This window comes from Paenibacillus sp. tmac-D7 (assembly GCF_006519665.1).
In the GTDB taxonomy this organism is placed as follows: Bacteria; Bacillota; Bacilli; order Paenibacillales; family NBRC-103111; genus Paenibacillus_G; species Paenibacillus_G validus.
In genome coordinates, this window is sequence record NZ_VIDW01000026.1 from 39,582 (window position 1) to 65,402 (window position 25,821).

At 47.0% G+C, this 25,821-nt stretch carries 22 protein-coding genes; all 22 read right to left on the reverse strand.

Going from position 1 to position 25,821, the window contains the following annotated elements:
* Nucleotide 1: 1 nt before the first annotated feature.
* Nucleotides 2-1,585, reverse strand: coding sequence for an ABC transporter substrate-binding protein (locus FKP33_RS17605; protein WP_141335913.1), 1,584 nt, complete (start codon nt 1,583-1,585; stop codon nt 2-4).
* 123 nt (nt 1,586-1,708) lie between these two features.
* Nucleotides 1,709-2,662 (reverse strand): ABC transporter ATP-binding protein, encoded by a 954-nt coding sequence (locus FKP33_RS17610; RefSeq protein ID WP_141335914.1) that lies wholly within the window; start codon nt 2,660-2,662, stop codon nt 1,709-1,711.
* A gap of 2 nt (nt 2,663-2,664) precedes the next feature.
* Nucleotides 2,665-3,642: an ABC transporter ATP-binding protein gene (locus FKP33_RS17615; protein ID WP_054797829.1), complete on the reverse strand. Its 978-nt coding sequence runs from the start codon at nt 3,640-3,642 to the stop codon at nt 2,665-2,667.
* Nucleotides 3,643-3,662: 20 nt separating this feature from the next.
* The gene (locus tag FKP33_RS17620; protein WP_141335915.1) at nt 3,663-4,607 is read right to left on the reverse strand and encodes an ABC transporter permease; all 945 of its coding nucleotides are present in this window, start codon (nt 4,605-4,607) and stop codon (nt 3,663-3,665) included.
* Nucleotides 4,608-4,624: 17 nt separating this feature from the next.
* Nucleotides 4,625-5,857, reverse strand: a complete 1,233-nt coding sequence (gene thrC, locus FKP33_RS17625; protein ID WP_141335916.1) for a threonine synthase — start codon at nt 5,855-5,857, stop codon at nt 4,625-4,627.
* A gap of 24 nt (nt 5,858-5,881) precedes the next feature.
* Nucleotides 5,882-6,808 (reverse strand): ABC transporter permease, encoded by a 927-nt coding sequence (locus tag FKP33_RS17630; protein WP_196426880.1) that lies wholly within the window; start codon nt 6,806-6,808, stop codon nt 5,882-5,884.
* A 3-nt stretch (nt 6,809-6,811) separates the two neighbouring features.
* A complete protein-coding gene (locus tag FKP33_RS17635) occupies nt 6,812-8,134 on the reverse strand; it encodes a helix-turn-helix domain-containing protein (protein WP_141335917.1) in 1,323 nt (440 codons plus the stop codon).
* Between the two features lie 81 nt (nt 8,135-8,215).
* A complete protein-coding gene (locus FKP33_RS17640) occupies nt 8,216-9,826 on the reverse strand; it encodes an N-acyl-D-amino-acid deacylase family protein (RefSeq protein WP_181410195.1) in 1,611 nt (536 codons plus the stop codon).
* A gap of 433 nt (nt 9,827-10,259) precedes the next feature.
* Nucleotides 10,260-11,948 (reverse strand): sensor histidine kinase, encoded by a 1,689-nt coding sequence (locus tag FKP33_RS17645; protein ID WP_141335919.1) that lies wholly within the window; start codon nt 11,946-11,948, stop codon nt 10,260-10,262.
* Nucleotides 11,945-13,495 carry a response regulator gene (locus FKP33_RS17650; protein WP_127609304.1) on the reverse strand — a complete coding sequence of 517 codons (1,551 nt, stop codon included), beginning with the start codon at nt 13,493-13,495 and terminating at the stop codon, nt 11,945-11,947. The genes FKP33_RS17645 and FKP33_RS17650 overlap by 4 nt, the downstream gene beginning before the upstream one ends.
* A gap of 299 nt (nt 13,496-13,794) precedes the next feature.
* Nucleotides 13,795-14,778 (reverse strand): ABC transporter permease, encoded by a 984-nt coding sequence (locus FKP33_RS17655; RefSeq protein WP_127609302.1) that lies wholly within the window; start codon nt 14,776-14,778, stop codon nt 13,795-13,797.
* Nucleotides 14,759-16,312, reverse strand: a complete 1,554-nt coding sequence (locus tag FKP33_RS17660; RefSeq protein WP_258313477.1) for a sugar ABC transporter ATP-binding protein — start codon at nt 16,310-16,312, stop codon at nt 14,759-14,761. Before FKP33_RS17660 ends, FKP33_RS17655 begins: the two co-directional genes overlap by 20 nt.
* Before the next feature lie 15 nt (nt 16,313-16,327).
* Nucleotides 16,328-17,584: a substrate-binding domain-containing protein gene (locus FKP33_RS17665; protein ID WP_141335920.1), complete on the reverse strand. Its 1,257-nt coding sequence runs from the start codon at nt 17,582-17,584 to the stop codon at nt 16,328-16,330.
* Nucleotides 17,585-17,671: 87 nt separating this feature from the next.
* On the reverse strand, nt 17,672-18,556 hold the full coding sequence (locus tag FKP33_RS17670; protein ID WP_054797830.1) for an alpha/beta fold hydrolase: 885 nt from the start codon (nt 18,554-18,556) through the stop codon (nt 17,672-17,674).
* Nucleotides 18,557-18,867: 311 nt separating this feature from the next.
* Nucleotides 18,868-19,170 (reverse strand): MFS transporter, encoded by a 303-nt coding sequence (locus FKP33_RS17675; protein ID WP_054800118.1) that lies wholly within the window; start codon nt 19,168-19,170, stop codon nt 18,868-18,870.
* 45 nt (nt 19,171-19,215) lie between these two features.
* Nucleotides 19,216-19,791 carry a non-oxidative hydroxyarylic acid decarboxylases subunit B gene (locus FKP33_RS17680; protein ID WP_127609296.1) on the reverse strand — a complete coding sequence of 192 codons (576 nt, stop codon included), beginning with the start codon at nt 19,789-19,791 and terminating at the stop codon, nt 19,216-19,218.
* Nucleotides 19,792-20,149: 358 nt separating this feature from the next.
* Complete coding sequence (locus FKP33_RS17685) at nt 20,150-20,479, reverse strand: hypothetical protein (protein ID WP_054797827.1); 330 nt, start codon at nt 20,477-20,479, stop codon at nt 20,150-20,152.
* Between the two features lie 222 nt (nt 20,480-20,701).
* Nucleotides 20,702-21,880, reverse strand: a complete 1,179-nt coding sequence (locus FKP33_RS17690) for an iron-containing alcohol dehydrogenase (RefSeq protein WP_141335921.1) — start codon at nt 21,878-21,880, stop codon at nt 20,702-20,704.
* A gap of 310 nt (nt 21,881-22,190) precedes the next feature.
* Nucleotides 22,191-22,790: a response regulator transcription factor gene (locus FKP33_RS17695; protein ID WP_054797828.1), complete on the reverse strand. Its 600-nt coding sequence runs from the start codon at nt 22,788-22,790 to the stop codon at nt 22,191-22,193.
* Nucleotides 22,787-23,923, reverse strand: a complete 1,137-nt coding sequence (locus tag FKP33_RS17700) for a sensor histidine kinase (protein WP_127609291.1) — start codon at nt 23,921-23,923, stop codon at nt 22,787-22,789. The genes FKP33_RS17695 and FKP33_RS17700 overlap by 4 nt, the downstream gene beginning before the upstream one ends.
* A 67-nt stretch (nt 23,924-23,990) precedes the next feature.
* Nucleotides 23,991-25,046 carry a Delta(5) desaturase DesA gene (gene desA, locus FKP33_RS17705; protein ID WP_127609289.1) on the reverse strand — a complete coding sequence of 352 codons (1,056 nt, stop codon included), beginning with the start codon at nt 25,044-25,046 and terminating at the stop codon, nt 23,991-23,993.
* A 296-nt stretch (nt 25,047-25,342) separates the two neighbouring features.
* Nucleotides 25,343-25,786, reverse strand: a complete 444-nt coding sequence (locus FKP33_RS17710) for an Hsp20/alpha crystallin family protein (protein WP_127609287.1) — start codon at nt 25,784-25,786, stop codon at nt 25,343-25,345.
* Nucleotides 25,787-25,821: the final 35 nt, after the last annotated feature.

Consider the following 25,821-nt stretch of genomic DNA (forward strand, 5'->3'; position numbering starts at 1 on the left):
TTTATTCCTTCCAAACGTTCCAATAGAATGGGAATGCGGTGCCTTCCAGGCCTTTTACCTCTTTGGTCTTTACACTCAATACGAAGAAATCGCCGACCTTGAGCAACGGAACTTCTTCCCAGAAGTAGGCTTGCAGAGCGTCCAAATGCTTTTTACGCTCTTTTGGATCCATCGCTGAGTTCAATTTTTTCACCATTTCATCTTTCTTAGGGTCTACCCAGAATCCAGGCCAACTGCTTTCCCAAATCGGCCAAATTCCCGGGTCCGGAGTGAATGTTGTCGCACCCATAAAAATTTCATATTCCTCAGGCTTCATTCGTTTGGAAACGATCGTTGCATAGTCTACTACCTGCAATTCAATATTAAAGCCGATTTTCTTCAACTGTTCCGTTGCAACCAGCGAGTTTTTATACATAAAGTCATATTCTTTCGTCGTCAGCCACCGCAGCTTCTCGCCTTTATAGCCGGCTTCTTCCATCAGTTTTTTGGCCTTTTCCAGATTGGCTTGATTATAATTTTCCTTTCCAGCCTCAGACCACCACTCCTTCTGTTCCTTGAACATTATACTTGGGTCCAAACGATAAAATTCTTCGGAGGCAAAAGCGGCCTGCATCATCGGTTTCATATCCAAGGCCAGTGAAAATGCTTGGCGCAATCTCTTATCCGTGAACGGTCCTGACTTTTTGTTAAACACAATTTGCGTAAACCAATAGGGCTTGGTGATCAACGCATCTACTTGATTGTTTGCTTGAATCTGCTTGTACATGTCGGAGTTCACTTGCTCGGCAAAGTCGAATTGACCCGTCTGTACGCCATCCAAACGCACCGAAGTTTCCGGAGTCGGGATAAACAAAATTTCATCCAAATAAGCTTTGCGGCTGCCACCCATACCTTTGGCCGGTCCTTCAAGCGGTTTATAGTCTTCAAAACGGGCTAGCTTGATATATTGATCCGGCTTGTGCTCAACAAAACGGTAAGGTCCTGTGCCGATATATTGTTTAATCTCACCGTCTCCGGCAGCTTCAACAATTTCCTTAGGAAAAATCGCGGACTGCTGATTCGGGAACGCGAGCAGAATCGGTACGATAGGCGATGGACTCTTTAAAACAATATCAATCGTAAGATCGTCAACCTTTTTTAACTCTTGCAAATTCTGAAACAGTATTTTTCCGTAGTTTGCTTTCTTCCCCCAACGATTTAGAGAAGCGACGACATCATCCGCGGACAGTTGTTTGCCGTTGTGAAATTTAATCCCTTCACGTAAATGGATGGTGTACGTATTCTTAGCTTCATCAAAAACATAATCCTTGGCCAGCATTGGAGTAGCATTGTAATTTTCATCAATAGTAAATAGTCCTTCATAAATATGCCAACCGATCTCTTGCGCGGAATAAGCTGTCGTTTGAGTCGGATCAAGCGTTGGCGGTTCCCCGGTAGTTGCGACCTTTAACGTGCCGCCCATCTTAGGCTCACCTGCTGCATTCGTTCCAGGGCCGGACGACGGTTTTTCTTGACAAGCGGACAACAAGACTGAAAGCATAAGAATTAGAGACAAAAAAATCTTGAATCTTTTTTTACTTTCCACTTTGATCGCCCCTTATTTTATATTGAGTACAGACTGAGTCTGATGACTCTGAATTTAAAGTACAAGAAGAGAGCAGCAGTTATAGCCATATCCATAAATGTCCTAAAATAACGAGTTTTCGATTTAATTGTACAGATGACAAGAAACCAATTGATCGCCTATCTGCTTGGCCGCAGGTTTTTCGATTTTGCAAATATCCATGCAGCTAGGACACCGCGGATGAAACGAACAACCGCTGGGCGGATTGGCCGGATTAGGAACGTCTCCGCTTAAAATAATTCGCTCCCGGTCCCTCTGATCAACCGACGGAATGGAAGACAATAACGCCTGCGTATAGGGATGAAGCGGATTTTCGTATAACGTTTCTTTTGGACCGATTTCCACAATTTCTCCAAGATACATCACCCCGACACGGTGACAGATATACTTCACGACACTTAAATCATGGGAGATGAATAAATACGACAACCCGTATTTTTCCTGCAAATCGATCATCAGATTCAATACCTGAGCTTGTACGGATACGTCTAATGCGGAAACCGGTTCATCGGCAACTATTAATTTGGGATTTAAAGCAAGTGCCCTTGCAATTCCGATGCGCTGCCTCTGTCCGCCTGAGAATTCATGCGGAAACCTCGTTCGATAAGCAGGGCGAAGCCCTACCTCTTCCATCAACGAAATAACACGTTTGTTACGTTCTTCCGTCGTATATAAACCTTGTAATTTATACGGTTCCGTCAATATTTTCTCAATCGTCATCCGAGGGTTTAGCGAAGCGTACGGATCTTGGAAGATCATCTGCATTTCTCTACGCATCGTCCGCAGCTCTTTTTCCTTCGCCATCGTTACATCCTTTTCGCCAAACGTGATAGACCCGCTTGACGGTTCGATCAATCGGATCGCCAACCTGCCCGTTGTCGACTTACCGCATCCGCTTTCGCCTACCAATCCGAATGTCTCGCCTTTGTTAATCGTGAAAGAGACATCGCGAACGGCCTGTACCTTCTTCTTCTTAATGCCAGCCCCTACTGTAAACACCTTTTTTAGATTTTTTACCTCAAGCAGCGCTGAAGTCATCCTTATCCCTCATTTCCAGTGGCATTCCAGCATTTTGCGGCATGATCATCAGTAACATGCACCATTAAAGGTTCATTTGCGCATTTTTCCGTTGCCGAACCGCATCTAGGCATAAAACGACATCCTGACGGCATTTTACCAAACTGTGGAACGGTCCCTGGTATTGTATCCAATCGTCTGCGCGTTTCCTTCAGCCTAGGTATGGACTTAAGTAGCCCGATTGTATAGGGATGCTGCGGATTGTTCAGAATTTCTTTCACCTTTCCGCTTTCCACGATTTGACCGGCATACATGACAATCACCCGATCGCACATTTCGGCGACGACACCCAAATCATGTGTAATGAACAGCATGGATGTTTTCGATTCAAGATTAATTTTCTTTAACAATGCCAAAATTTGTGCTTGAATCGTTACATCCAACGCGGTTGTCGGCTCGTCTGCAATCAGCAGCTTCGGATTGCAGGATAATGCCATCGCAATCATTACCCGTTGACGCATACCCCCTGACAATTGATGCGGATATTCATTCATAATATTACGCGAACGATGAATACCGACGCTTTCCAGAATGGAAAGCACATGATCATTCGCTTCTTTATGGGTCATTTTCAAATGAAGTTTAACGGATTCAGTCAATTGATCACCGATGGTAAACACCGGATTAAGCGATGTCATGGGTTCTTGGAAAATCATAGCGATTTCTTTACCCCGTATGGCACGTATTTGTTGTTTATTCAGTCCTGTCAATTCAATATCGCGGAATTTGATCGATCCAGCTGTGACTCTCGTAGATTCATTTGGCAAAAGCCCCATAATAGACAAGGAAGTAATGCTTTTTCCACATCCCGACTCCCCGACTAAACCGACAATCTCACCCTCCTGAATCTCGAAAGAGACGTCGGCAAGGGCTTGAACTTGACTTTTGGGCGTTATAAACGAAAGCTCCAAATGGTTGATTTGCAGCAAGGGTCGTGTCATTTCCATTTCCGCCTCCCATTTCACCGATACTTGATTCGCGGATCAACCCACGTATATATGATGTCCACGATCATATTGATGAGTATAAACACTACAGAAATAAACAAAACAATGCCTTGAATAAGCGGGTAATCCCGCCTGGACACGGCGCTGATCATCATTCTGCCGATGCCCGGTAAACTAAACACCGTCTCGATGGCGATTGCTCCACCCATTAATACCGCGACAGTAATTCCAATTACCGTTAAAATCGGGATGAATGCATTGCGCAAAATATGCTTAAATACGATCACCCCATTCGACAATCCTTTGGCCTCTGCAGTTCGAACGAAATCCTCATGAATGACGTCAAGCATGCTGGTTCTTGTAATCCTGGCGATAAACGCCGCCTGCACGAAGCCAAGGGACACAGCCGGTAAAGTCAATGAACGAATACATTCGAAGAATCCTTCTGATAAAGGAACATAGCCTGTAACCGGGAACCACTGTAAGTTGACGGCAAATACCAGAATCAGCATCAGGCCAAACCAAAACTCCGGCATGGACACGCCTATCATCGCTCCGGTCATCGCGATCTGGTCAATCGACTTATTACGGTAAATGGCCGAAATGATGCCGGAAAGCAAACCGATCACGATTGCAATGATCAAAGCGTAAATCGTCAGTACAATGGTCGTTTCTATATGATCCAAAATAACCGTCAACACAGGTTTTTTTAGAAAGATGGAGTCACCGAGATCGAGTGTAACCAGTTGTTTCAGAAAGGCAAATAGTTGGATCAGCAGCGGTTCATTTAAACCCATTTTCTCTCGCAACTGTTCAACCTGTTCGACAGTTGCATCCGCTCCCAGCATAATGGATGCAGGATCCCCGGGCGCCAAACGAAGCATAAAGAAAATAAGCAGCAAGGGAACGAACAATGTCGGCAGCAACGAAAGAAAGCGTTTGATAATATAGGACATCATGCGGCTCGGCACTCCTTTCAATCAGGGCTCAAACATAATAATTGACGAATTGACTCCGTATCATCCGGACTTTTGAGCTGATGAACAACAGGTGACATTTCCCGGTACACCTTGAAATCTTTATATCCGTGGCCGGTGACCATACATACTACTTTACTGTCCTGCGAAATGCGATGGTTTTGCTGCATTTTGATGAATCCTGCAAGGGAACAGGCTCCGGTCGGTTCGGCGAGCACGCCTTCCGATTGGGCCAATATTCTCATTGCATTCCGGATTTCATGATCCGTAACGGAAACCGCTCCCCCACCGGATTCTCTTATCAGCCTTAGCGTATAAGTGCCGTCCTTCTCATAACCGATCAGCGGATCAGAGATCCCGGATGCGATTGTTGCCGGTTGATCCCAAGCTGTCACCTCCATGTCGCCCGAATAAAACGCTTTCACGATTGGGGAGCAGCCAGCCGCTTGTACGGCGATGATCTTCGGAATCCCTTTGCGCGCATCACCCGATTCGCGCAAAGCTTCTTGGAAGCCTTGATAAACCCCTTTCACTAAAGGGCCGGAACCCACTGGAACAAACACGTAATCAGGAATTTCTCCTCCCGTCTGTTCATACAGCTCATAACCAACCGTTTTTAGCCCATCCGTTCCGTACGGATTCAAATAAGTTGTCGTCACATTGACATAGTTAAACTCCTTAGCCAACCGTTCAGCAAAACGATACGAATGACTGTAGTGTCCATCAATAAGCACAACCGTTGCGCCATACCCGGAAATTTGGGTTAATTTCTCAATGGGCGTATGACTCGGAGCGACGATAATCGCTTTTAGGCCAACTTTTGCGGCATATGCGGCTGCAGAAGCTCCCGCGTTCCCGCTTGAGGCGCAGATGATTCCGTTGCAACCTAATTCTTGTGCCCGACTGATCGCAACACTGACCAACCGATCCTTAAATGATCCCGTCGGATTGGTTGTTTCATCCTTTATATACACAATGCCTCTAAAGCCTGATAGCGACTGCTCCATGCGCAAGGCACGATGCATCGGAGTCATTCCTTCATACAGCGAAACGATATGATCCGGACTGCGGACCGGCAATTTCTTGCTATAGCGCCACATGCTTGTCTGTAAAGCACCATCTGTTTCCACGCCATTGGGATGGATAACCTCGAGAATCCCTCCACAATCATCGCATTCGTATAACATTTCCGGCGGCAAGACTTTTCCGCATTCGACGCATCGTAAATTCACCTCTTCTCACCTCCAACCCCGTTGTTATACCTTCCGCAGCTTTGGATCCAGCATATCCCTCAAACCGTCGCCGAACATATTCAAACCTAACACCGTTAACATAATGGCCGCTCCCGGGAATACGGCGATCCACCAAGCCTGCACGATATAAACTCGCGAATCGCTGAGAATATTTCCCCAACTGGGCGTTGTCGGAGGAACACCCACTCCAAGAAAGCTTAGAGCAGCCTCACCCAACACCGCATAGGAAAAAATAAATGTAGCTTGAATAATGATAGAAGACAGGCAGTTGGGTAAAATATGAGTGAATAATATATATATTTTACTTGCTCCAAGCGCCCGCTCCGCCTCGATAAACGGATATTCCCTAACGACGAGAACCGAACCGCGCACGACCCGCGCTACTCGCGGCATATAAACGATGCTTAATGCGATGATCACGGTCGTTAAACTTCCGCCCAGCACTCCCATCATGGCAATGGCGAGCACCAGGCCCGGAAACGACATCAATCCATCCATGATTCGCATCAATACATGATCGAGCGTTTTATAAAAGCCAGAAAACAATCCGATTAGCGATCCTGCCCCGACTGCCAGCAACATAACGGTCGCTCCAATAATCAATGATGTTTTACCGCCATGAATGACCCTGCTGTACACATCGCGACCGAAGTCGTCTGTGCCGAAAATATGCTGCATGCTGGGTGACATTAAACGTTCTTCCACTTTGACTCCATTAGGGTCATAACTCGTCAAAAGTGAAGAAAATACAGCCAAACAAATGACAAATACAACAAGCCCCAAACCGATCAAAACCGTTTTTCTTCGGAATAAATGATATATCATCCCAAATTTGTCTCTCTGATATTCAAACGAATCGTCGTCAGCTGTAAAATTGGGTTTATTAGGATGTTTCTCCAAGGCAGGTACATTTGCCATTACACTCACCACCTTTTAATCTATCCGTTCTTCCGTTACATCCAGTGATGCAAAATTAATCCGGTAAATCCTTCGTGGTCTGCCTTGACCCGAGCTGATTTCCTCTCCGATCGGTTCTGCGAATCCTTCCTTATGGAGATGAGTCAAGATCCGTCTTGCACTTCGTTGGGAAAGTCCCAGTTCGTTGGAAAGCTCTTCGGCAGTAAAATGATAGCGGCGTTCATTTTTAAACAAGTGGAATAGCTTCGCCATGGTCGGAACATTAATTCCGCTTTCTTTGGCCATCGTCTGTAGCTGTGTGCTTATCGTTCTCACAATAATTCTGCTGGTGTGCCCCCCTAATGGTCCAAGAAGTTCTTGATTGTCCAGAATGATGAATGCATGACCGTCTCCGGATTTTTCCGCCTTTAATAAAGCTTTTCTTGCACCTTCTTCAGCAATAGAAGATGTATTGCCCGTGCCAATTCCGATACTCAGCACAATGTTTAAATCTTTAAGTGCCGTTAGATCCGGGACCTCTTTGAAGCCGTTCGTCACTTGTTTCAAAACACCGTAAGTGGTATAGAACAAATACAATCCTTCATTTAATTCCGTCAGCCCCGCCTTAAGCTTCTCCGCATAGTTCAGCAAATGCTGATGAATCTCAATTTGATATCTGCGAGAATGAATGATCGATTCCTTTACCAGGGAAGGGGACTTGACTTTGATTAGCCCAATTGCAATTTGTGAGCCTTGATACTTCGAGCGTTCGTATGCGGCATTCAATTGATTTATAGCGTTGATGATTGATGTTTTCGTTGCAATCATGTTATAACACGGTATTTGCTTGCTCACCAAATGATCATATACGATCGAACGGCAGGTCAAAGCGAATGCCGTTGTTCCGTTGTTATAAAGTTCCATATGGAACGTCGTATAATCATCACTCACTTTCGGTTCAGTCAGAGGTTTAATTTTAAGCCGCTCAAACGGAAGCTGCAATTCTTCGCATACATTACGAAGAGTGCTTTCAGGAATCGTATCGATACTGACTCTTTCCAAATCAACTCCCATTTTCTGCAGTTCAAACAACGCTTTCATGAGCGATACTTCATCATGGGATACAAAATCTGCCGGAACCATGATGGCCGCAGCCTTATTGGCCAGATAATAAGGTACAGGTCCACCATAAAGAATCACATCTACCTGATGATTAAGTTCAAGTGTCAGTTCGACGGATTGGCTTTCGTGAACATACCATCTAAGGTAAAACTCCAAATCCAGCGATGCTACCTCGTTTACAGCCTTTAAAATCTTTCCTTTAAAATTTTCGTGCGAAATAATGCCCATCTTTAACATCTTCACTATCTCCCCTGTTATACAAATCGGTCGGTTAAGCGCACCTCCTCTCAAACCCAAAGTCCGCATTCGATGAACGACTCAACAACACTTATACTGCAACGGAACAAATACACCGGGCCGTTCCGCAGTCTTATGGTTGTGACGGGCGACAAGCCGACCATTAACCATCACGTACTTAATCCCATCGGGGTACTGTCTCGGTTTCTCAAACGTCGCGCGATCCCTGATTTCCTGTTCGTTGAAAACCACCAGATCAGCAAAATAACCTTCCTGCACAATCCCTCGCCGTTTAAACCCAAACCTTTGCGCTGAGAAGGATGTCATTTTCCGGATGGCCTGTTGAAGCGGCATAACTTTCTCATCACGCACATACTTACTGAGCAATCTGGGAAAAGTACCAAAATGGCGGGGATGAATTTTTTCCGAAGACAGCGGCAGCCCATCCGAACCAATCATGGAATAATCCGAACGGAGAACCGCTTTTACATCTTCTTCTGACATTTGATGTAAAATCATTGTAACGCAGCCTTGCTCCTCCAGTAACAAATCCATTAAACATTCAACCGGCTCCTGTTTGCGATGTTCGGCAATTTCCAAAAAATTCATGCCTTCAATCGCTTTATTGGTATTGGCCTCTCCGTTTACGGCCGAGACGACCACTCGATCCCAACCGAGCATCTCCACAAAATTATCCCAGCCTTTAACGCTCCTACCCATGTCATTTTTGATTTTGGCCCGCTGTTTCGGGTCGGATAGCCGCATGAGAGCTTTCTCCACTCCACCTTCGGAAACCCAGGACGGAAGGACCGACATCAACGTGCTGCTGCCTGCGGTATACGTGTAAATATCGCAAGTTACATCAAGTCCTTGAGCCTTTTTAGATTCGATCATTTCAAGCGCATGATGAATTTTCCCCCAATTGTTGACTCCGATGAGCTTCAAATGACTGATATGAAGCGGAATTTCCGCCGCTTCGGCAATATCGAAAACTTCGTTCATGGACTCCAATAAGCTGTCTCCTTCTGCCCGCATGTGGCAGTTGAGAATACCTCCATATCGAGCAGCCACCTTTGACAAAGCAATGAGCTCCGCACGATCCGCATAACAACCAGGTGCATACAGCAAACCTAAAGATAATCCGATTGCGCCCGCTTGCATGGCCTCTTCCACTAAAGCTTTCATCTCTTCGATCTCTTGGCTTGTCGCAGGGCGGCTTTCAAAACCCATTACTGCAATGCGAACCGCCCCATGAGCAACCTGCGATACCAAGTTCATCGAAGTTGACCGCTCAGATAAAACGCTTACATATTCCTTGAAGCTTTTCCAGCCCCATTCGCGGGAATAAGTCCCTAATACTGGTGAGATATATTGCAACAATTGTTTACGTGTAAGCTTATTTACAGGCGCACAACCAAAACCGCAATTTGCTAATACTTCTGAGGTAACACCTTGAAAAAGCTTTGGTTCATGATCAGGATTGGATATGACTGCAAGATCATCATGCGTATGAACATCTATAAAACCTGGACAAACGATCTGATGCTCTGCATCGATAACATGAAGCGACTCCCCTTCGAGATTTTTGGATACGCTTACAATTTTACCGTCTTTAACGCCAATCTCCCCTCTGAACCAAGGATTTCCGGTGCCGTCGACAATTCTGGCATTAATGAATTTGTAGTCATACATCCTTCCGCCCCCCATTTTAGAGTTTATGATGATTAGCGCTAATTATAGACATAACCATAAATGTCCATAAATATTAGTTCATTGTTTATTTATTTTTAAGTTCATTATAGTAGTTTTTTTAAAAAAATCAATATCTAACTAGCAACGAACAGACTCCTGCGGTCATTTGACTAAAAGTAAGCGGGCTCTTTTCCCCAACCAAAAAAATTTCCAATTCCTTCTTTTGGTGCTGCCCTTGACATGGAACCTCTACGGGCATGAATTCCTCGCGATAGGGCGATGCGGGTAAACAGGCATCGCGAGGCTAGCGAGCTTATCATGCCCGTCTCTCCATGTAAAGGGCTTATCCATCTGCTAGACCTTTATGACCAGCGGTGGCACACTGTGCTCTTGCATAGCTTGTACAATCGATATCACCCATCTGATCATCATCTTAGAGCCCGCCATGTTCACCACTTCTGCTATCCTGCCCATCTACGATAATAGGATGCCGGATTTCGACTCTAAATCCTGTATTCGGATTCGGATGCACCAATAATCCGAACTTATGCCCAAAATGCAGCTCTAGCCGTTTATGAACATTCACTAATCCGATTCCGCCAGTTCCGTCCCTCTCCGCAGGATTGCCCAAGTTCAACAAGGGCCCGCCATGATAGCCGGGCCCATTATCTTCAATGATGAAGACAATTTCATTCCCATCCCGTTTCGCGGTCAGCTTAATCTTCCCTTTTCCTTCCGGATGCTTGCTGATGCCATGCTTCACCGCATTCTCCATAATCGGCTGCAAAATTAATTTAATAATCTTTTTTTTGCGAACATCCGGTGCAATTTGGCTGAACACTTGGAAAGAACGATTGCTGCGAAGAAGCTCAATGTCAAGGTAATTTCGGGCATGCTCAATTTCCCGCTCAACGGTCGTCCATTCATCCCCATTGTTCAGACTGAACCGCAGCAAACTGGCTAATTTAGTGACCATCGCGGCAATCGTCGTCTCGTTGCTGTGTTCGGCTCTCCACTTAATCGAATCAAGCGTATTGTAAAAGAAATGGGGGTTGATTTGATGATTTAAGGTCTGCAGCTCCAATTGCCTTTTGTCTGATTCCATGGCTTTCGTCTTGTGAAGCAATTCCAGCATACCCGATACCATCTGATTGTAGCCGCGAACAAGCTGGCCGATTTCATCTCGTCTCTCTTGATAGAGAGCAAAAGGATTTAGCAGCCCTCTCTTCACTTCATTCATATGCAGAACCAAATTTTTAATGGGAATCGTAAAGGTGCGTACAAGTATAACAAGAAACAGCGTGACAACAATCATACTGATCATCACAATCCAGAAGGTGAAATCTTTAATTTGGTAAATGGTTCCCGTGAGCTCATCCCTTGGGACAGCCGCAATGAGCTTCCAGCCATCCCTGTTCAGCCCGACTTCTCCCTTCTTCCATTTTTCCGTCGGAAAATATTCTTCATAGTAATACTCCTTATTGTAGAAGCTTGTATCCGTATTAGAGATGATATGATTTCCGCTATCCACCAGCATGACTTTATAGTTCTTAAATGAAGATGGGAAGACTAATCCTCCACGGACTAAATACTCCGGAATCTCCAGCGTTAGAATGCCGATGGTATCATAGGCGGAGTTCCTGATCAAGGCGATATAGATAAATACCGGGCTGGACATATCCCGATCCCACTCATGAATCCATACCCCCTTTTTTCCCGCTGCTTGAATGAGAGGATATAGCTGCGAATAAGACTCCGAATTCTTAGTCAATACATCCATGCGGTAAGCGCTGGTTAGCTTGATTTGAAGTCGCGTTTCCACCACGGAGAACGGAACCTGATCCGCTTCATTAGCTAAGGGGTAGGTCTCCAGATAGTCCTGAATTTCTTTGGATGCAGCTAAGCGTCGTGACTCCTCTTCCACACTAACCATTATTTTTCTAACCAGCTTGGCATTTAATGCGAGATTATCCTGAAGAAACTGGGAGGTGACGGATTCAATTTGCTGCTTAGACTTCTCAAAAGAAAGCATGCCTAGTACGGCGATCGGGATTAACATCGATACAGACATAATCAGAAGCATTTTAATGAACAGCGTGTTAAAATTCGTTCTCTTCCTCATTTGCCATACCTGAACTCTTTCGGAGTTTCACCTGTTTTCTTTTTGAACAGCGTGCCGAAATACTGCAAATCATTGTAGCCAACAGCCGTGGCAATCTCATAGATTTTCATACTTGTCTCTCTTAGCAGCGTCTTCGCGCGGTTAATCCGGAGATCGGCAAGATAATCCGTGAAGGTCTGGCCGGTTTCTTTCTTGAACACCTGACTGAGCCACACGGGATGAATCGATAACTCGTCCGCGACTTTACCTAATGTAATATCTTCCATATAAGCGGCAGCCATTTTCTCTAATGCACGTTCCACAATCGCATTCATCCTGGGAGCGAACAGCTGTCGGCCTAGATTGGTGAGATAGTCACGCAAAACCTGCTGATACTCTTGAATCGTGCTGCACTCGTCGAGCATCTCCCACACTCTCATCGGAATTTCTTCCAATTCCTTGGCCGTTCTCTCACTCAGGCTGATATGAATTTGCGAAAGGTAATTTAAGACGCCGCGAGTAACATCCTCTTTGCTCTCCGTTCCTTCCAGCATGACGGTGCCTCGGATGAATTGTTTGACAGCCCGTGCAATCGCCTCCTCGTTCTGCTCGCACAACAAGGAGGCCATCTGGTCCGGCGTCACATAACCGCTTGATTTAGATGGATTGGACTCATAGAAGAACTCCGAATGGTCCGATAAGGAATGGATTCGGAATGCTTTCAGTGCATCTTGGTAAGCGGAATGGATATGTTCGAAAAGCTCCATCTTTGCGCTGATCCCTATTGCCAATTCAATTTTCTGATAACTTTTGACACTGTGGATAATCGAATGTATCAACTCTTGAACCTTGTCGTTCCCTGTTATTACAACCCAACGATGCTTGGAATCCTTGAAAAATACAGTAGCAGCGTAGTCCATCAATACTTCATTCAAAATGTTCCCGATAGCGAAGGTTTGCAGCGCATAATTACTCCCGATCGGCTTACCGTCCGGATAGCCTTTGGTGTCCATCACCATAATAGAATAGGGTTGGTCCGCCAGCCATGCCAGGTTCCATAGCTTTAACCTTTGGTAAATATGCTCTTCAAGCGGCGTATATTTTAAACAGAAATCGGCCAAATAATTATCACGCATCAACCGATTTCCCATTTGGGCAAAGGTATACTGCTGCTGCAGATGGTGATTCTGTTCTTTTTCTTGCTGAATCAGGAGTAGAAACTTGCGGATTTTCTCTGCGAACTCCTCCGTATGGAATGGTTTTAACAAATAATCGGCGGCTCCAACACGAATGCTTCTTTGTGCATATTCAAAATCGTTGTATCCGCTTACAACAATGATTTTAGGTTGATAATGTTTCCCAACGAAATGCTCGACAAGGTCCAAGCCTGTCATGCCCGGCAGCATAATATCTGTAACGATCAAGTCCGGCCGGTGCTCCGCAATGATTCCCATTGCCTCTTCGGCATGGTTTGAAGTAAACAGGGACAAATTCATCCCCATCGATTCGACCGCTCTTCTCATCCCCATTAATGAGTTCGGTTCATCTTCAACGACAATGACTTTCATTGGTAATCACCCCTTGCAATTGAAGTCTCTGGTATACGAGAAGTACAGGTGAGTGTGCTGCTATCGTCTATTATAACACGTGTTAACCCTTGATGAGGTAAGCTAGGATTTCATAATCAGGCACTGGAGAAGCCAATAAGAATGAACCCCTGGAATCGGATTCCCGTTCCAGGGGTGCTGCTCTTTCCTTGCATCCTATTTCCCTTGCTATCCGTCCAGCCTTCCTCATAACCCCGGGAGAGTGAACGCACGGCCGTACAGCATGTTTTAGCAGTCCCGGATCCCGCCTTCATTAGGGATTAGGACGCAGGTTTTTTACCGAACGCAACCGCCAGAATAATAATCGCGCCGCTGACAATCATCTGCTGGCTGACGCTCAGTCCCATAATAATGAGCCCGTTATTAATGGTCCCAATCAGCAGAGAACCAATGATCGTACCTATGATTGTACCCGCACCGCCGAAGAGGCTGGTTCCTCCCAATATAACCGCAGCAATCGCGCTGAGCTCATCGCCCTGCCCGAAGCTGTAACGCGCACTTTGCATCATGCCGGCATAGAGCATTCCTGCGATCGCTGCAGCACCACCGGAAAGCAGGAACGCATAAAACTTGATTCGCTTCGTATTGACACCCGAATATTCAGCAGCAAGCCGGTTCCCCCCCGTAGCCAGCACCTCACGTCCGAACGGGGTGTGCTTGAGTATGTAATGCCCCGCCCCTAAGAACACGAGAGACCATAACAGTAAGACGGGTATGGAGCCCAAATTGCCGGAACCGAAGAAGAAGTTAAAGTTGGCATTCTTGATCACAACCGGATTGGTGTTGGTCAGCCACATATCCACACCACGCAGCAGCTGCATCATTCCCAGGGTCACAAGAAAGGAAGGAATGCCTACTTTCGTAACAAGTATGCCGTTAGTGGCGCCAATCAGCAGGCCAGCCAGCAGACCCGCGATAACTCCTCCTGCCATGCCATATCCGGCATTCATGGCCATGGCCGAAATCAGAGCGGAGAATGCCGTTATCGAACCGATGGATAAATCCAGCTCCCCCGCGGAGATGACGAAGGTCATGGCAATGGCCATAATGGAAATCATCGTCGTAGCCCGGACGATATTAAACAAATTGGAAGGCAGGAAAAAACCGTCCGCAGCAATCGTAAAAGCGAAAAAGATCAAAACAATTGCGAATGCGATATAAACAAAGTAATCCCTCCAATGGAAAGGAAAGCTTAACCGAGAAATCGAAATGAGCTCCTTGCTTTTAATATCCTTGGATTGCATGATGAAGAACCTCCTCGGTCTCAATATCCCGTCGATATATGTCTTTCATGATTTCGCCGTTATATAGAACAAGAATTCTGTCGCTTAACGCCAGAAGCTCCTGCAGTTCGGAAGAAATAACAAGAACGGATATTCCTCTGTCGGCAAGCTCACGGACGATCTCAACAATTTCTGATTTTGCTCCTATGTCTACGCCGATCGTAGGTTCATCCAGGATCAGCAAGGTAGGATTTTTAGCCAGCCATTTAGCCAGTACGATTTTTTGTTGATTTCCGCCAGACAGCAGCTTTACAATCTTATCAGGGCCGTCTGTTTTAATATTCAGCTTCTGAATGTAATGGTTCGTCATATTCGTGCCTGCATAATCATTCACGAACAGATGCTTTGATAACTGATAGATGTTCGTCAGCATGACATTGCTTCGAACCGAATGATCGAGAATCAATCCTTGTTTGCGCCTATTCTCCGGGACTAGAGCAACCCCTTGACCTATTGCATCGCGAACGTTCTTGATTTTCTTTCCTCGGATGAGGATTTCTCCTGCTTCCGGTTGGCGAATGCCGAAGATGGCTTCCGCAATTTCTGTTCTTCCGCTGCCCATTAAACCTGCCAGGCCTACAATTTCCCCAGGGTAAAGATCAAAGCTAACATTCCTTACTCTGCTCCCATAAGCCAGATTACGCACCTGCACAACGGGTTCGGGAGTAAGCTCGTATTGCCTCTCCTGCCACTCGAAAGAGGCTGTCTCTTTGCCCAGCATGGACACAATAACCTGCTCCATCGAGATCCGGCTGCATTCCTCCGTTAAGACGTTCTGTCCGTCCTTCATTACCGTGATGCGATCACAGATTTCAAAAATCTCCGCCATTCGATGTGAAATGTAGACGATCGATATCCCTGCATGTTTAAGGCGTTTGACCAATTGAAACAGGGATCGGGTTTCACTTTCCGATAAGGAGGCCGTAGGCTCATCCATCACGAGAATTCGCGCATTTTTGGATAAGGCTTTGGCAATCTCGACCATTTGCCAGTAACCAACGCTCAGCGAATCAACCGTTGCGTTAGGATCAATCTGGACATCCAAATCGTTCAGAATTTCCCTGGATCTTCTAACCATCTCCTTGCCGTCGATGGAGAAGGGCAAGCCTCTCCTGGGTTCGTGCTTCAAGAAGATATTTTCTGCAACCGTGAGTGTAGGGATTAGGCTGAATTCCTGGAAGATCATCGCGATACCGCTTCGTTCGGCATCCTTGGGCTTGTTGAACTCCACCTTGCTGCCTTCTAATAAAATGGTTCCGGAGTCTTTGGTGTACACACCGGTAAGAATTTTCATCAACGTTGATTTCCCTGCACCGTTGCCTCCCATAAGGGCATGAACTTCACCTTTGCGCAGCTCAAAGTGTGCATTCTTCAGTACAGGCACACGACTGAACGACTTATTGATGTTCTCCATTTCAAGAATGTGTGGGATCGTCATGGTCTCACCGCCTACGTGTATAAATGGATGGCACGGCAGAGACGTCCCCCCTGCCATGCCTTCGTTACGCTCTTATTTCATCAATGCTTCAAGAATATCGGCCGGGGCATCCTTGTGATAGATCACCTTGTAGGACTCTTTAAGGTTTTTCCGGTTGACGGCCAATGAACTAACCGCGACATAAGCCGGCGTCGGCTGGCCGATCATCGCCAGTGCCGCCAATTTAGCTTCTGCGACACCTTGGTCGAACGGACGCTGTGAGCCGATGCCGGCGATAAAGCCGTTCTGCGCCATGTCAAGCGCCACTTCATTACCAAGATTATCATTTGAAATCTTAAAGTTCGCAGGCGTCTTACCTGCAACGCGAGCTGCTGCTACGGCCCCCATTGCCGGTACATCCCAGCTGGCATACATCCCTTTCAAGTTCGGATATTTCGTCAGCAGGGCAGCCGCTACTTCCTGTGAACGGTTCGGATCCTGGAAGCCCTGTACCTCAACCAGCTTAATGTCAGGATACTTGGCTGCCAGACGAGCTACGAACCCTTGATAGCGCTGATTGGTCACATAGAAGTTCGGAGCGTAATAGAGCGCTGAAACTTCACCCTTGCCTCCTACGGCTTTGGCTAATTCATCCGCAATGTTCATGCCAAGACCGAAGCTGTCTGCGGACACCACAGAAACGTAGTCCTTGCCCGGCAGCATGCCTTCCGCCGGCTGGTCCATAAAGACGATCTTCGTGCCTGCATTGGCCAGAGCTTTGTATGCGCTTGCCGTTGTCTGAGCGTTGAGCGGAATACTTACAACAATGTTCGGCTTCTTACCGGCAATAGCTTGAAGATCGGAAATTTGCGTCGTATCCTTGAAATTTGCATTGGTTTCAGCGACGACTTCAATACCCAGCTTGCGGAACTCCGACTTCAATCCGGCGAGCTGCTGCTCGGACCAATCATCCCCCAGGAATCCCATAGCGATTGCTGCCGTAAATTTGCCTTCCTTGATCTTGGCAGCTTGCTCTTCCGTAATGATAATTTCGCTGGCAGGAGTTGCTTTCTCGCCATTAGGACCGCTGCTTACAATCACATCGGAAGGATTGTCCAATTTGACGGCTTCCAATTGATCAGCCGTTGGTTCCTTATACCATGGCGGCTGCTTTAGTCCTGCATGAGTACTGCCATCCGCTTCAGATTTCACGGATGACCCGGCAGCATTCTTGTCAGCTTCCGCTGTACCCTCAGCTTTACCGGAAGATGTACCGCTGTTATTGCCGCAAGCCGTCATGAACATGAATAGAACTACAATGGCTACAAGAACCGGCTTATTCCATTTCACATTCCGTTCCCCCTTTGATCGTCGATAGAATCAGACCCTTACTTACAACATCACGCCACTGCATTCATGTGGCGTGATGTCAAGATATTATTTGCTGATGAAGTTAAGCAGGATTTCGCTCAATTCGTTCGGACATTCCTCTGCCAATTGGTGGCCCCAAGGCAGGCTTGCTTCCTCCACGTTCTCTGCAACCAGTTTCATCTCGCGTGTATTCTCTTCACCAATGAAGTAAGTACTTCCGAGTGCGAGAACCGGCATTTTCAACTTGTTGTCGAGTGCTGTTTTGAAGAAGGCCGCATCTTGGAATGTCGCGCGGTATACTTCGAACATCGCCCGCAGTCCGCCCGGTGCAGCGTAGCAGCGCACATACTCTGCAATGGCCTCTTCGGAAACGGCAGTAGGATCATAGCACTCATGACGGATGAAATGAGAGAAGTACAGCATTTCTCGACCCGAGATCAGAAGTTCCGGGAAATCACGAACATTGTAGAAGTTGATGTGCCAAATCCAGTGGTTCGTGCGCACATTCTCTTCCGTCAGGTGCGACCAATCTTCCAACCCGAATCCAGGGAGAAGCATTTCAGTGTATACGAACTTCTTAACCCGATCTTGATATTGCATGGCGAGCGCCATGCCCACCGCTGCTCCCCAGTCTTCACCGACAAGGAAGAACTTCTCATGTCCGAGAGCCGTCATCAGTTGAGCAATATCTTCCGCCATGTTAGGCATATCGTAACCAGTCAATGTCCGAGCCGAATCGCCGAAACCGCGAAGGTCTGGTACGATTACCTTATATTTATGAGACAGCTTTGGCAATACATTACGCCAGTAGTAAGAGGTTTTCGGTACACCGTGCAGAAGGACAACCGGCTCACCTTCTCCAGCAGTATAGTAATGGAGACGAACTCCGTTAACGGTTTCGCGGCCATGTGTGACAGGGTTTCCATTGTGATCCAAAATCTTTTGAGCCATTTTTTCTCCTCTTTTCTTCTGAGATATTGAAAGACATATTGAGAAATGTCCGCTTGGGGCTTTCTCTCGTTGTCCTCTTTACACTTCAATTTTACCTGTGCCGGCCTGTTCCATGAACATGGGGCAATTAACGTTTCTCATGGTTTTTTTAGTGTATTTTGTAATTTTCGCTCGAATCGGAAAAGAAAATCCCTTTATTTTCCTGTGACTCCTGTTATACGATACTGTCCAGACGCAAAAAGAGGTGCCGCGGCACCTCCTATATGTAATGTTAGGGCTTTTTTTCATTCGGTATTGTTCTGTATGGTTAGCTATTTCAATGTCTTGAAGGCCCAGATATGCAGCTTGTTTGCCCCTCCTACGATATGTTCATGATGTTTGTTCCAGAATGGGGAATCGGGATTCAAGCGCTCTGTTTTTATCATTTGATAGCGTCCAATGTCCGCGATGAGGAATTCCTCCACGATCAGATTAGGCTGGTCCGTCCCCTCATAGATTTTGTATTCCCGTCCACCATGCTCGTCTGTATTTCGTTTCAAATCGGGCAGAAGTTGCATAAAAGTATCTCTTTTCTCTGAAACGATTTTGTATTCGATAAAAACCTTGACCTCCACTTCAAGTTCCTCCTCTTCATTACACATTCATTTCCTATCCCTTTATTACGGCTGTTTTCGTTCTACCGGGTCCTGCCAACGTTTGGTTAGCGTATTATCGATGCCGAATTGGTCCAATGTCCGCGCCACAATATGGTTTACCATGTCATCTAATGTCGTCGGTTTGTTGTAAAATGCGGGCATCGGCGGCAGGATAACCGCGCCCATCCGCGAAAGTGCCAGCATATTTTCCAGATGTATGTCGCTTAGCGGAGTTTCGCGAACGAGTAACACGAGTTTTTTGCGTTCTTTTAATATGACGTCAGCTGCTCTGCCGAGAAGTCCCTCGGCGAAACCGACACGGATAGACGCCAATGTTTTCATGCTGCAGGGGGCAATGATCATACCGTCAACGCGAAACGAGCCGCTAGATATGGATGCAGCCTGGTTCATCGGATCGTGTACGACAGCCGCCATACTTTTGACTTGCTGCACCGTATAGCCCGTTTCCAGCTTGATAGTCGTTTCCGCCCATTTGGACATCACCAGATGCGTTTCCACTCCCAATTGCTGAAGAACTTCTAACAGGCGAATCCCGAATATTGCTCCGGTCGCTCCCGAAATACCTACAATCACCCTCATCTTCTGTCCCCTCGTTTCAATGTCTTTATAAGACCAGTAGTTACATATAACACATCCAAGCAAGCATTTTCATAGGTATGAATAGGGGGGATGTAACATTATCCGGGTTATTGATAAAGGTCTGACCAAATTATGAAAACCAGAGTTTGAAAAGTCCTTCATTGATTCCTAAATTATACATGTAATAAAAACCAAACAATGCACTTAGGGCTCCGGTTGCCAAAATCAATTTTGTATTCAAGTTCCGCTTTTTTACACTTAAAACAAAAGGCAGCCCGATGATATGGAACGGAGCAGATCGGATTCGGCAACTGGACCATTGCCTGGACTCAGCCAGGTCTTGTCGGGAGATTTGATATTAACCCCGAATTGGACTTGGCATTCTCATCATAATCCGACCAATGAACAAATCATTTGGATGGATATTATCGATGGCTCGATGTATTCCGTGGAAATCCGACCTTGCATAAATACCGACCGCCACCGAACCGGAAAAAGTACGGCCACGGCTATCCGTCACATTTTCGAATAAAAATCCGCGCCGCTGCTCTTCTTCCAACCCCCGAAATTGCCATCTTACTAGCGGCATCAATTCCGTATCCTTATTGACAGATTTTGTGATACGGTGCAGCTTCTCTTTGGAATCCAACAGTTTTATGTGAGTACGCAAATCCTGTTTCACTGACATCTTTTTCACTCCTTTTTTATAAAAAAACAGCCTTTAAGAATCTTTCGATTCTTAAAGGCTGTTTTTTGTCTGCGAGAGTTAGTAGTTGAAGCTACTAAAGCAGATAAAGAGCCGAATATGAATTAACATTTTGTATATATGAAACCGCTTTCTAAATAAAAACTACATTGTCTTTTCTTAATTTAACATACAACGGGGTTAATTTCAAGATAAAAAAGAAAGCTAACAAAACCTGTAGTCGTAAGCCGCGTTATACAGCTGGACGATCTCCTCGTGGGTCGGAATCTTCGGATTATTCGCGGGACTGCCGCTGTCGAGAGCATCGAACGCCATTTTATGGACAGCGTTCGCCCATTTGTCCCGTTCGATCCCCCACTGGTTTATATTCGGTATGCGCAGAGAACGGCACAATTTTTTGATGGCGTCAATCGTCATGTCCGCGCGCTCCGGGATGGCGGTACCGGTCGTGTCCAGCCTCATGGTCTGCGCAATATGGGCAAGCCGTTCCTCCGCGCTGCTTTTCGTATAATCTAACACAGCCGGCAGCAGCATTGCATTCGATAACCCGTGCGGCACATGAAAGAGTGCGCCCACCGGACGCGACATCCCGTGGATCAGCGTAACCGACGCATTCGAGAAAGCGGCTCCCGCCAGCATGGCGCCGAGCGCAAGTTTTTCTCTCGCCTCCACATCGTCTCCCTGAATGAAAGCTTGATGCAAATGATTCATAATCAGTTCTATCGCCGACAGCGCATACAGGTCCGTTACAGGCTGCGAGCGGCGCGAAAGGTAAGCTTCCACAGCATGGCACAGCGCATCGATTCCGGTAGCCGCCGTAACGGCCGGGGGACAGGAAACGGATAATAATGGATCGACAATGGCTATCGCAGGAAGCAGCGCCGGATCCGAAATCATCATTTTCACATCGTTCGCCGTATCGATGATGACTGTGACTTTGGTGACTTCAGATCCGGTTCCCCCCGTGGTGGGCACGGCAATGAGCGGGATCGGTTTGGTGCGGAACCGGTTTTTGCCGCCGACGTATTTGCTGAGATGGCCTTCGTTGGTCATGAATACCGCCACGGCCTTGGCAGTATCGATACAGCTTCCTCCGCCTAAAGCGATGATGACGTCGCATTGCTCCTGACGGCAAATTTCTAGCGCTTCCTGCACGTGAACATCGGTCGGCTCTGCATCCACATTCAAATAGGTGGCGTATGGAAACGAATACCGGTTCAGATGCTCGATGCATAAATCGACGTTACCGATCTTTGCCATGATCGGATCGCTGATAATGAACGCTTTGACGCCCAAGAGGCTTGCCTGCTCGCCTACTTGGGTGAAAGCTCCCCGCCCGTATAAGACCTTTCCGGGCATAAGCAATTGATGGATCGATGTCATGCCGGGCCTCCTTATTGTTCTGTAGAATGGGTGTTCCGTTCAGGGATAAAGCAGATGCAAGCCGGATTTGACTCATGAATTGGATCGCCACTTGTATAAACGTATATATTGTATACGCTTCCATATTTAGTAATAATACCATGCCCGGGCGACTCTAAACAAATTTCCGGTTTGCCCGGCCGTTTCGTGTTCTCCGTACACAAACAAAGACCCCACGATTCTACTCGTAGGGCCTCTTTCATGAGCTTTCATTTCTGCTAGGTGCGGTTCCATCCTGCCGTCAGGTGGCGTGACTTTGGCTGGTAACCTGTTACTTGAACCAGCCCTTCTCCTTGAACCGCATAATCGCTTCGATCCGGTTACTGACGCCGAGCTTATCCAGAATAGTGGAAATGTAATTGCGGACGGTTCCGGTTGTAATGTACAGCTCGCTGGCGATTTCCTTCGTATTCTTGCCGTCGGCGATAAGGACGAGCACTTCCTTCTCCCGCTCGGTCAACGGACTTTCTTCGCTATAAGCCTCATCCACCAGCTCCGAGGCGTAGATGCGCCTGCCGGCCATGATGCTGCGGATCGAGTCAGCGAGCTCCTCGCTGGGGCTGTCCTTCAGCAAATACCCGTTGGCGCCTGCCTTGACGGCCCTCTCGAAGTAGCCGGAGCGGGCGAACGTGGTGAGAATCATCACCTTGCAGCCGGATCCCTTCAATTCCTCGGCCGCGTCCAACCCGCTCTTGCCCGGCATCTCAATGTCCATGATGCAAATATCCGGCTTATGCAGGTGAACCAGCTTCACGGCCTCCTCGCCGTTGCTCGCTCGACCTACGACCTTCATATCCTCTTCCAAATCAAGCAGGGAAGCCAGAGCGCCCAGCAGCATCCGCTGGTCCTCGGCAATCACAATTCGGATCATGTCCCCGCCTCCTTCTCCGCTGGTTTGAAGACGTTCGGCACTTTCATCACGAGTAACATTCCATGATCGGAACTGATTTCCAAACTTCCGTTCACAAATTCAAGCCGCTCTTTCATGCCCCGCAGTCCGTTCCCCCGGACGCATAAGGATTCATCCGCTATGCCGATCCCATTGTCCTTCACCCGGATAACCAACTCGGTTCGCGATGGTTCGATGGCAATCGAGCACATCGATGCGCCGCTGTGCTTCACCACGTTGGTGACAGCTTCCTTCAGGCACATGCTGAGCACATTCTCGGTCATCAAGGAGGTGTCGGTCAGCTTAGGGTCCCCTTCCAAAACGAACTCAATTTGAGCCGCTCTACAGATCTGCTCAATTCGAAACATCTCATCCTCCAGCTTCGTACCGCGCATTTGGGTAACCATCTCCCGGACTTCCTTCAACGCGGTTCTGGCCGTCTGCCGGATTTCCTGGATTTCGATCTGGGCCTGGTTCGGGTTCTTATTTATTAATTTACCCGCCAAATCGCTCTTTAAGCCAATTAAGGAGAGCTTCTGCCCTAACGTATCGTGCAGATCGCGGGCGATGCGTTGGCGTTCTTCCAGCTTGACCAGCTCGGAAATTTTCTTATTCGCATTCTCCAGCTGTCCCTGTAATTGATCCCTTTTGTTCCGGTCGTAGGTGGTGACGGGAAGTAGGATCACGGCAATCAGACTGAGCAGGACGAACGGGAGCTGGGTAATAAATACAGGATTTTTCGATACGAACCCATAGTTGATAGTCGCCAGCGTGCTAACCAGATGAATGGAGTACAACGTAATAAATCCGATCCGATTTTGTATATTGCCGATAAAAAAAGCCAAAAAGAGGGAGAAATACACATAGCCGAACTGCAAGGTCATCGTGATGGAAATCAATATTTGCACGCTTGTCCAAAAGTACACCAGCCAGCCTTTGGAAACAAAGGACAGCACGTAGCAAACAAAGAACACGATAATCATGATGAAGCCGATCACCACTTCGTACGTAGAGGATGACCGGAATATGAAATAAAACGGAAGGATGTAAAAGACGACCCACACATAAGGACTAAGACCCGTATTTTTGTGAAAAATTTGATACCACTTCTGCATGGTCGCCCATCCTTTGTTCTTTGCCGATAAAGTTACTTGTATCATAACATAAAGGTTTGGCGCAGAGTTACTTTCCTTGCAGACTCGGGCTATGTTTTTTTATGGAATGGACTGCAGGATCGGTCTTGCCGAGCACCCGTTTGATGTCTCTGAAACCGACAAACGTTTTGTTACGCTCATCCCATAGATGGAAACGAAGCGACTTCAGGCTGGTGCGGAGCGTAATGGTCGTCGCCATTTGAAGGGGCGGCGTAGCCTCATGCGCCTTCTCCAGGTTATAGTTCGGTACTTTCGGACTTAAATGATGAACGTGATGAAATCCGATGTTGCCCGTGATCCATTGCAAAACCGTGGGAAGCTTGTAATAAGAGCTCCCCTCCACCGCGGCTTTCACATAGCTCCATTCTTCTTCGTTCTCAAAGTAGGAATCCTCGAACTGATGCTGGACATAGAACAGCCAGATGCCCAACAAGCCGGATACGAAGAAAATCGGCCCTTGAACCATGACGAATGCTTGCCAGCCGACAGCCCAGATCAACAGCGCATACAAAGCGACCAGGAGTACATTCGTCAAATAATTGCCCATGCGCTCCCTGCGTCTCGCTCCCTTGCGGTTAAACCGGTACTGCAGCAGAAAAACAAAGCTCGGTCCGAGTCCGAACATGACGAGCGGATTCCGATAAATCCGGTAAGCGATTCGCCGCCACAATGAAGAAGCCGCATATTCGTCCACGGTCAAAATCCATATATCGCCGATCCCCCGTTTATCGAGGTTGCTGCTCGTCGCGTGGTGGATGGCATGAGCATTTTTCCACTGTTCATACGGACAAAGCGTAAGGACACCCGTAATGGTGCCGAGTATATCGTTAGCCAGGCGGTTCTTGAAGAACGATTGATGACAGCAGTCGTGAAAGATGATGAACGTCCGAACCACAAACCCGGCCGCAACGATCGCGATCGGCAGCGTTAACCAATACGAAACGGACAGGCTAAGATACGCGCCGTACCAGAGCAGCACAAGTGGAACCAGGGTGTTGACAAGCTGCCGGATACTCGCTTTCGTATCGGTTTTCTCATAAGGAGCGACGTTCTTTTTCAGATGGGCTATGCTAGCTTGGTGCATTGCGGGCTTCCTCCTCGATATGACGCGCGGGGAACGTTGTTGAACACCGGACGCAGTTTTCTATCTTCAATTATAGAAAATGCAGCCCGTTCGCTGTAGTCATAAACGTCAAGTAGAAGGTATGACATTTGTCATATAGGAGGAGGTTTGCGGTTCGTATTCTCGCTAGCAGCCATTGTGATCGTGCCACCCTTTCGACATGCACGCAAAAAGACCAATCAACAAAATCCTGACTGGTCATGATGTTCTCTGGATTAAGCGATGCTCATTTGCTGCCTGGAACAAAATCGGCCCGGTTAATGAAAGTTAACATCAATTTTTTTCTTCGTATCGGGTTTGGTTTTAGGCATACGAATTTCAAGTACACCATTCTTATAAGTCGCTGTAACGCCTTCTGAAGATACGCTTGAAGGCAAGCTGATGGAGCGTTGAAAACGGCCGACAAAACGCTCCTGCCTGTGCAAATTTTCTTCTTTGACTTCGTTTGCTCTGTTGATGGACCCGGTAATGGTAAGGATGTTGTTGTCAATATCGATATTCACATCTTCTTTCTTTTCTAATCCCGGTATATCGCAAGTAGCCACGACTTCATTTTCGGTTTCATGGACATCAACCCTTAAACTGCCGAGATTTTGACCGAATCCTGTTTTAAAAGTCGACAAGTCTCCTGTGAAGAAACGGTCAAGCTCCCGTCTCATGTTTTCGAGATGTCGGAATGGTTCATAAGGGATTAGCTGCATCTTAAACGTTAGCCTCCTAGATCGTTGTTTTTGGA

Bases quoted from the DNA above. Each gene is read 5' to 3' on its own strand.
- FKP33_RS17610 (WP_141335914.1), bottom strand. From the start codon at position 2,662: ATGACTTCAGCGCTGCTTGAGGTAAAAAATCTAAAAAAGGTGTTTACA.
- FKP33_RS17615 (WP_054797829.1), bottom strand. From the start codon at position 3,642: ATGACACGACCCTTGCTGCAAATCAACCATTTGGAGCTTTCGTTTATA.
- FKP33_RS17620 (WP_141335915.1), bottom strand. From the start codon at position 4,607: ATGATGTCCTATATTATCAAACGCTTTCTTTCGTTGCTGCCGACATTG.
- FKP33_RS17635 (WP_141335917.1), bottom strand. From the start codon at position 8,134: ATGTTAAAGATGGGCATTATTTCGCACGAAAATTTTAAAGGAAAGATT.
- FKP33_RS17640 (WP_181410195.1), bottom strand. From the start codon at position 9,826: ATGTATGACTACAAATTCATTAATGCCAGAATTGTCGACGGCACCGGA.
- FKP33_RS17645 (WP_141335919.1), bottom strand. From the start codon at position 11,948: ATGAGGAAGAGAACGAATTTTAACACGCTGTTCATTAAAATGCTTCTG.
- FKP33_RS17650 (WP_127609304.1), bottom strand. From the start codon at position 13,495: ATGAAAGTCATTGTCGTTGAAGATGAACCGAACTCATTAATGGGGATG.
- FKP33_RS17655 (WP_127609302.1), bottom strand. From the start codon at position 14,778: ATGCAATCCAAGGATATTAAAAGCAAGGAGCTCATTTCGATTTCTCGG.
- FKP33_RS17660 (WP_258313477.1), bottom strand. From the start codon at position 16,312: ATGGCAGGGGGGACGTCTCTGCCGTGCCATCCATTTATACACGTAGGC.
- FKP33_RS17670 (WP_054797830.1), bottom strand. From the start codon at position 18,556: ATGGCTCAAAAGATTTTGGATCACAATGGAAACCCTGTCACACATGGC.
- FKP33_RS17680 (WP_127609296.1), bottom strand. From the start codon at position 19,791: ATGAGGGTGATTGTAGGTATTTCGGGAGCGACCGGAGCAATATTCGGG.
- FKP33_RS17685 (WP_054797827.1), bottom strand. From the start codon at position 20,479: ATGTCAGTGAAACAGGATTTGCGTACTCACATAAAACTGTTGGATTCC.
- FKP33_RS17690 (WP_141335921.1), bottom strand. From the start codon at position 21,880: ATGACATCGATCCATCAATTGCTTATGCCCGGAAAGGTCTTATACGGG.
- FKP33_RS17695 (WP_054797828.1), bottom strand. From the start codon at position 22,790: ATGATCCGAATTGTGATTGCCGAGGACCAGCGGATGCTGCTGGGCGCT.
- FKP33_RS17700 (WP_127609291.1), bottom strand. From the start codon at position 23,923: ATGCAGAAGTGGTATCAAATTTTTCACAAAAATACGGGTCTTAGTCCT.
- desA (WP_127609289.1), bottom strand. From the start codon at position 25,046: ATGCACCAAGCTAGCATAGCCCATCTGAAAAAGAACGTCGCTCCTTAT.
- FKP33_RS17710 (WP_127609287.1), bottom strand. From the start codon at position 25,786: ATGCAGCTAATCCCTTATGAACCATTCCGACATCTCGAAAACATGAGA.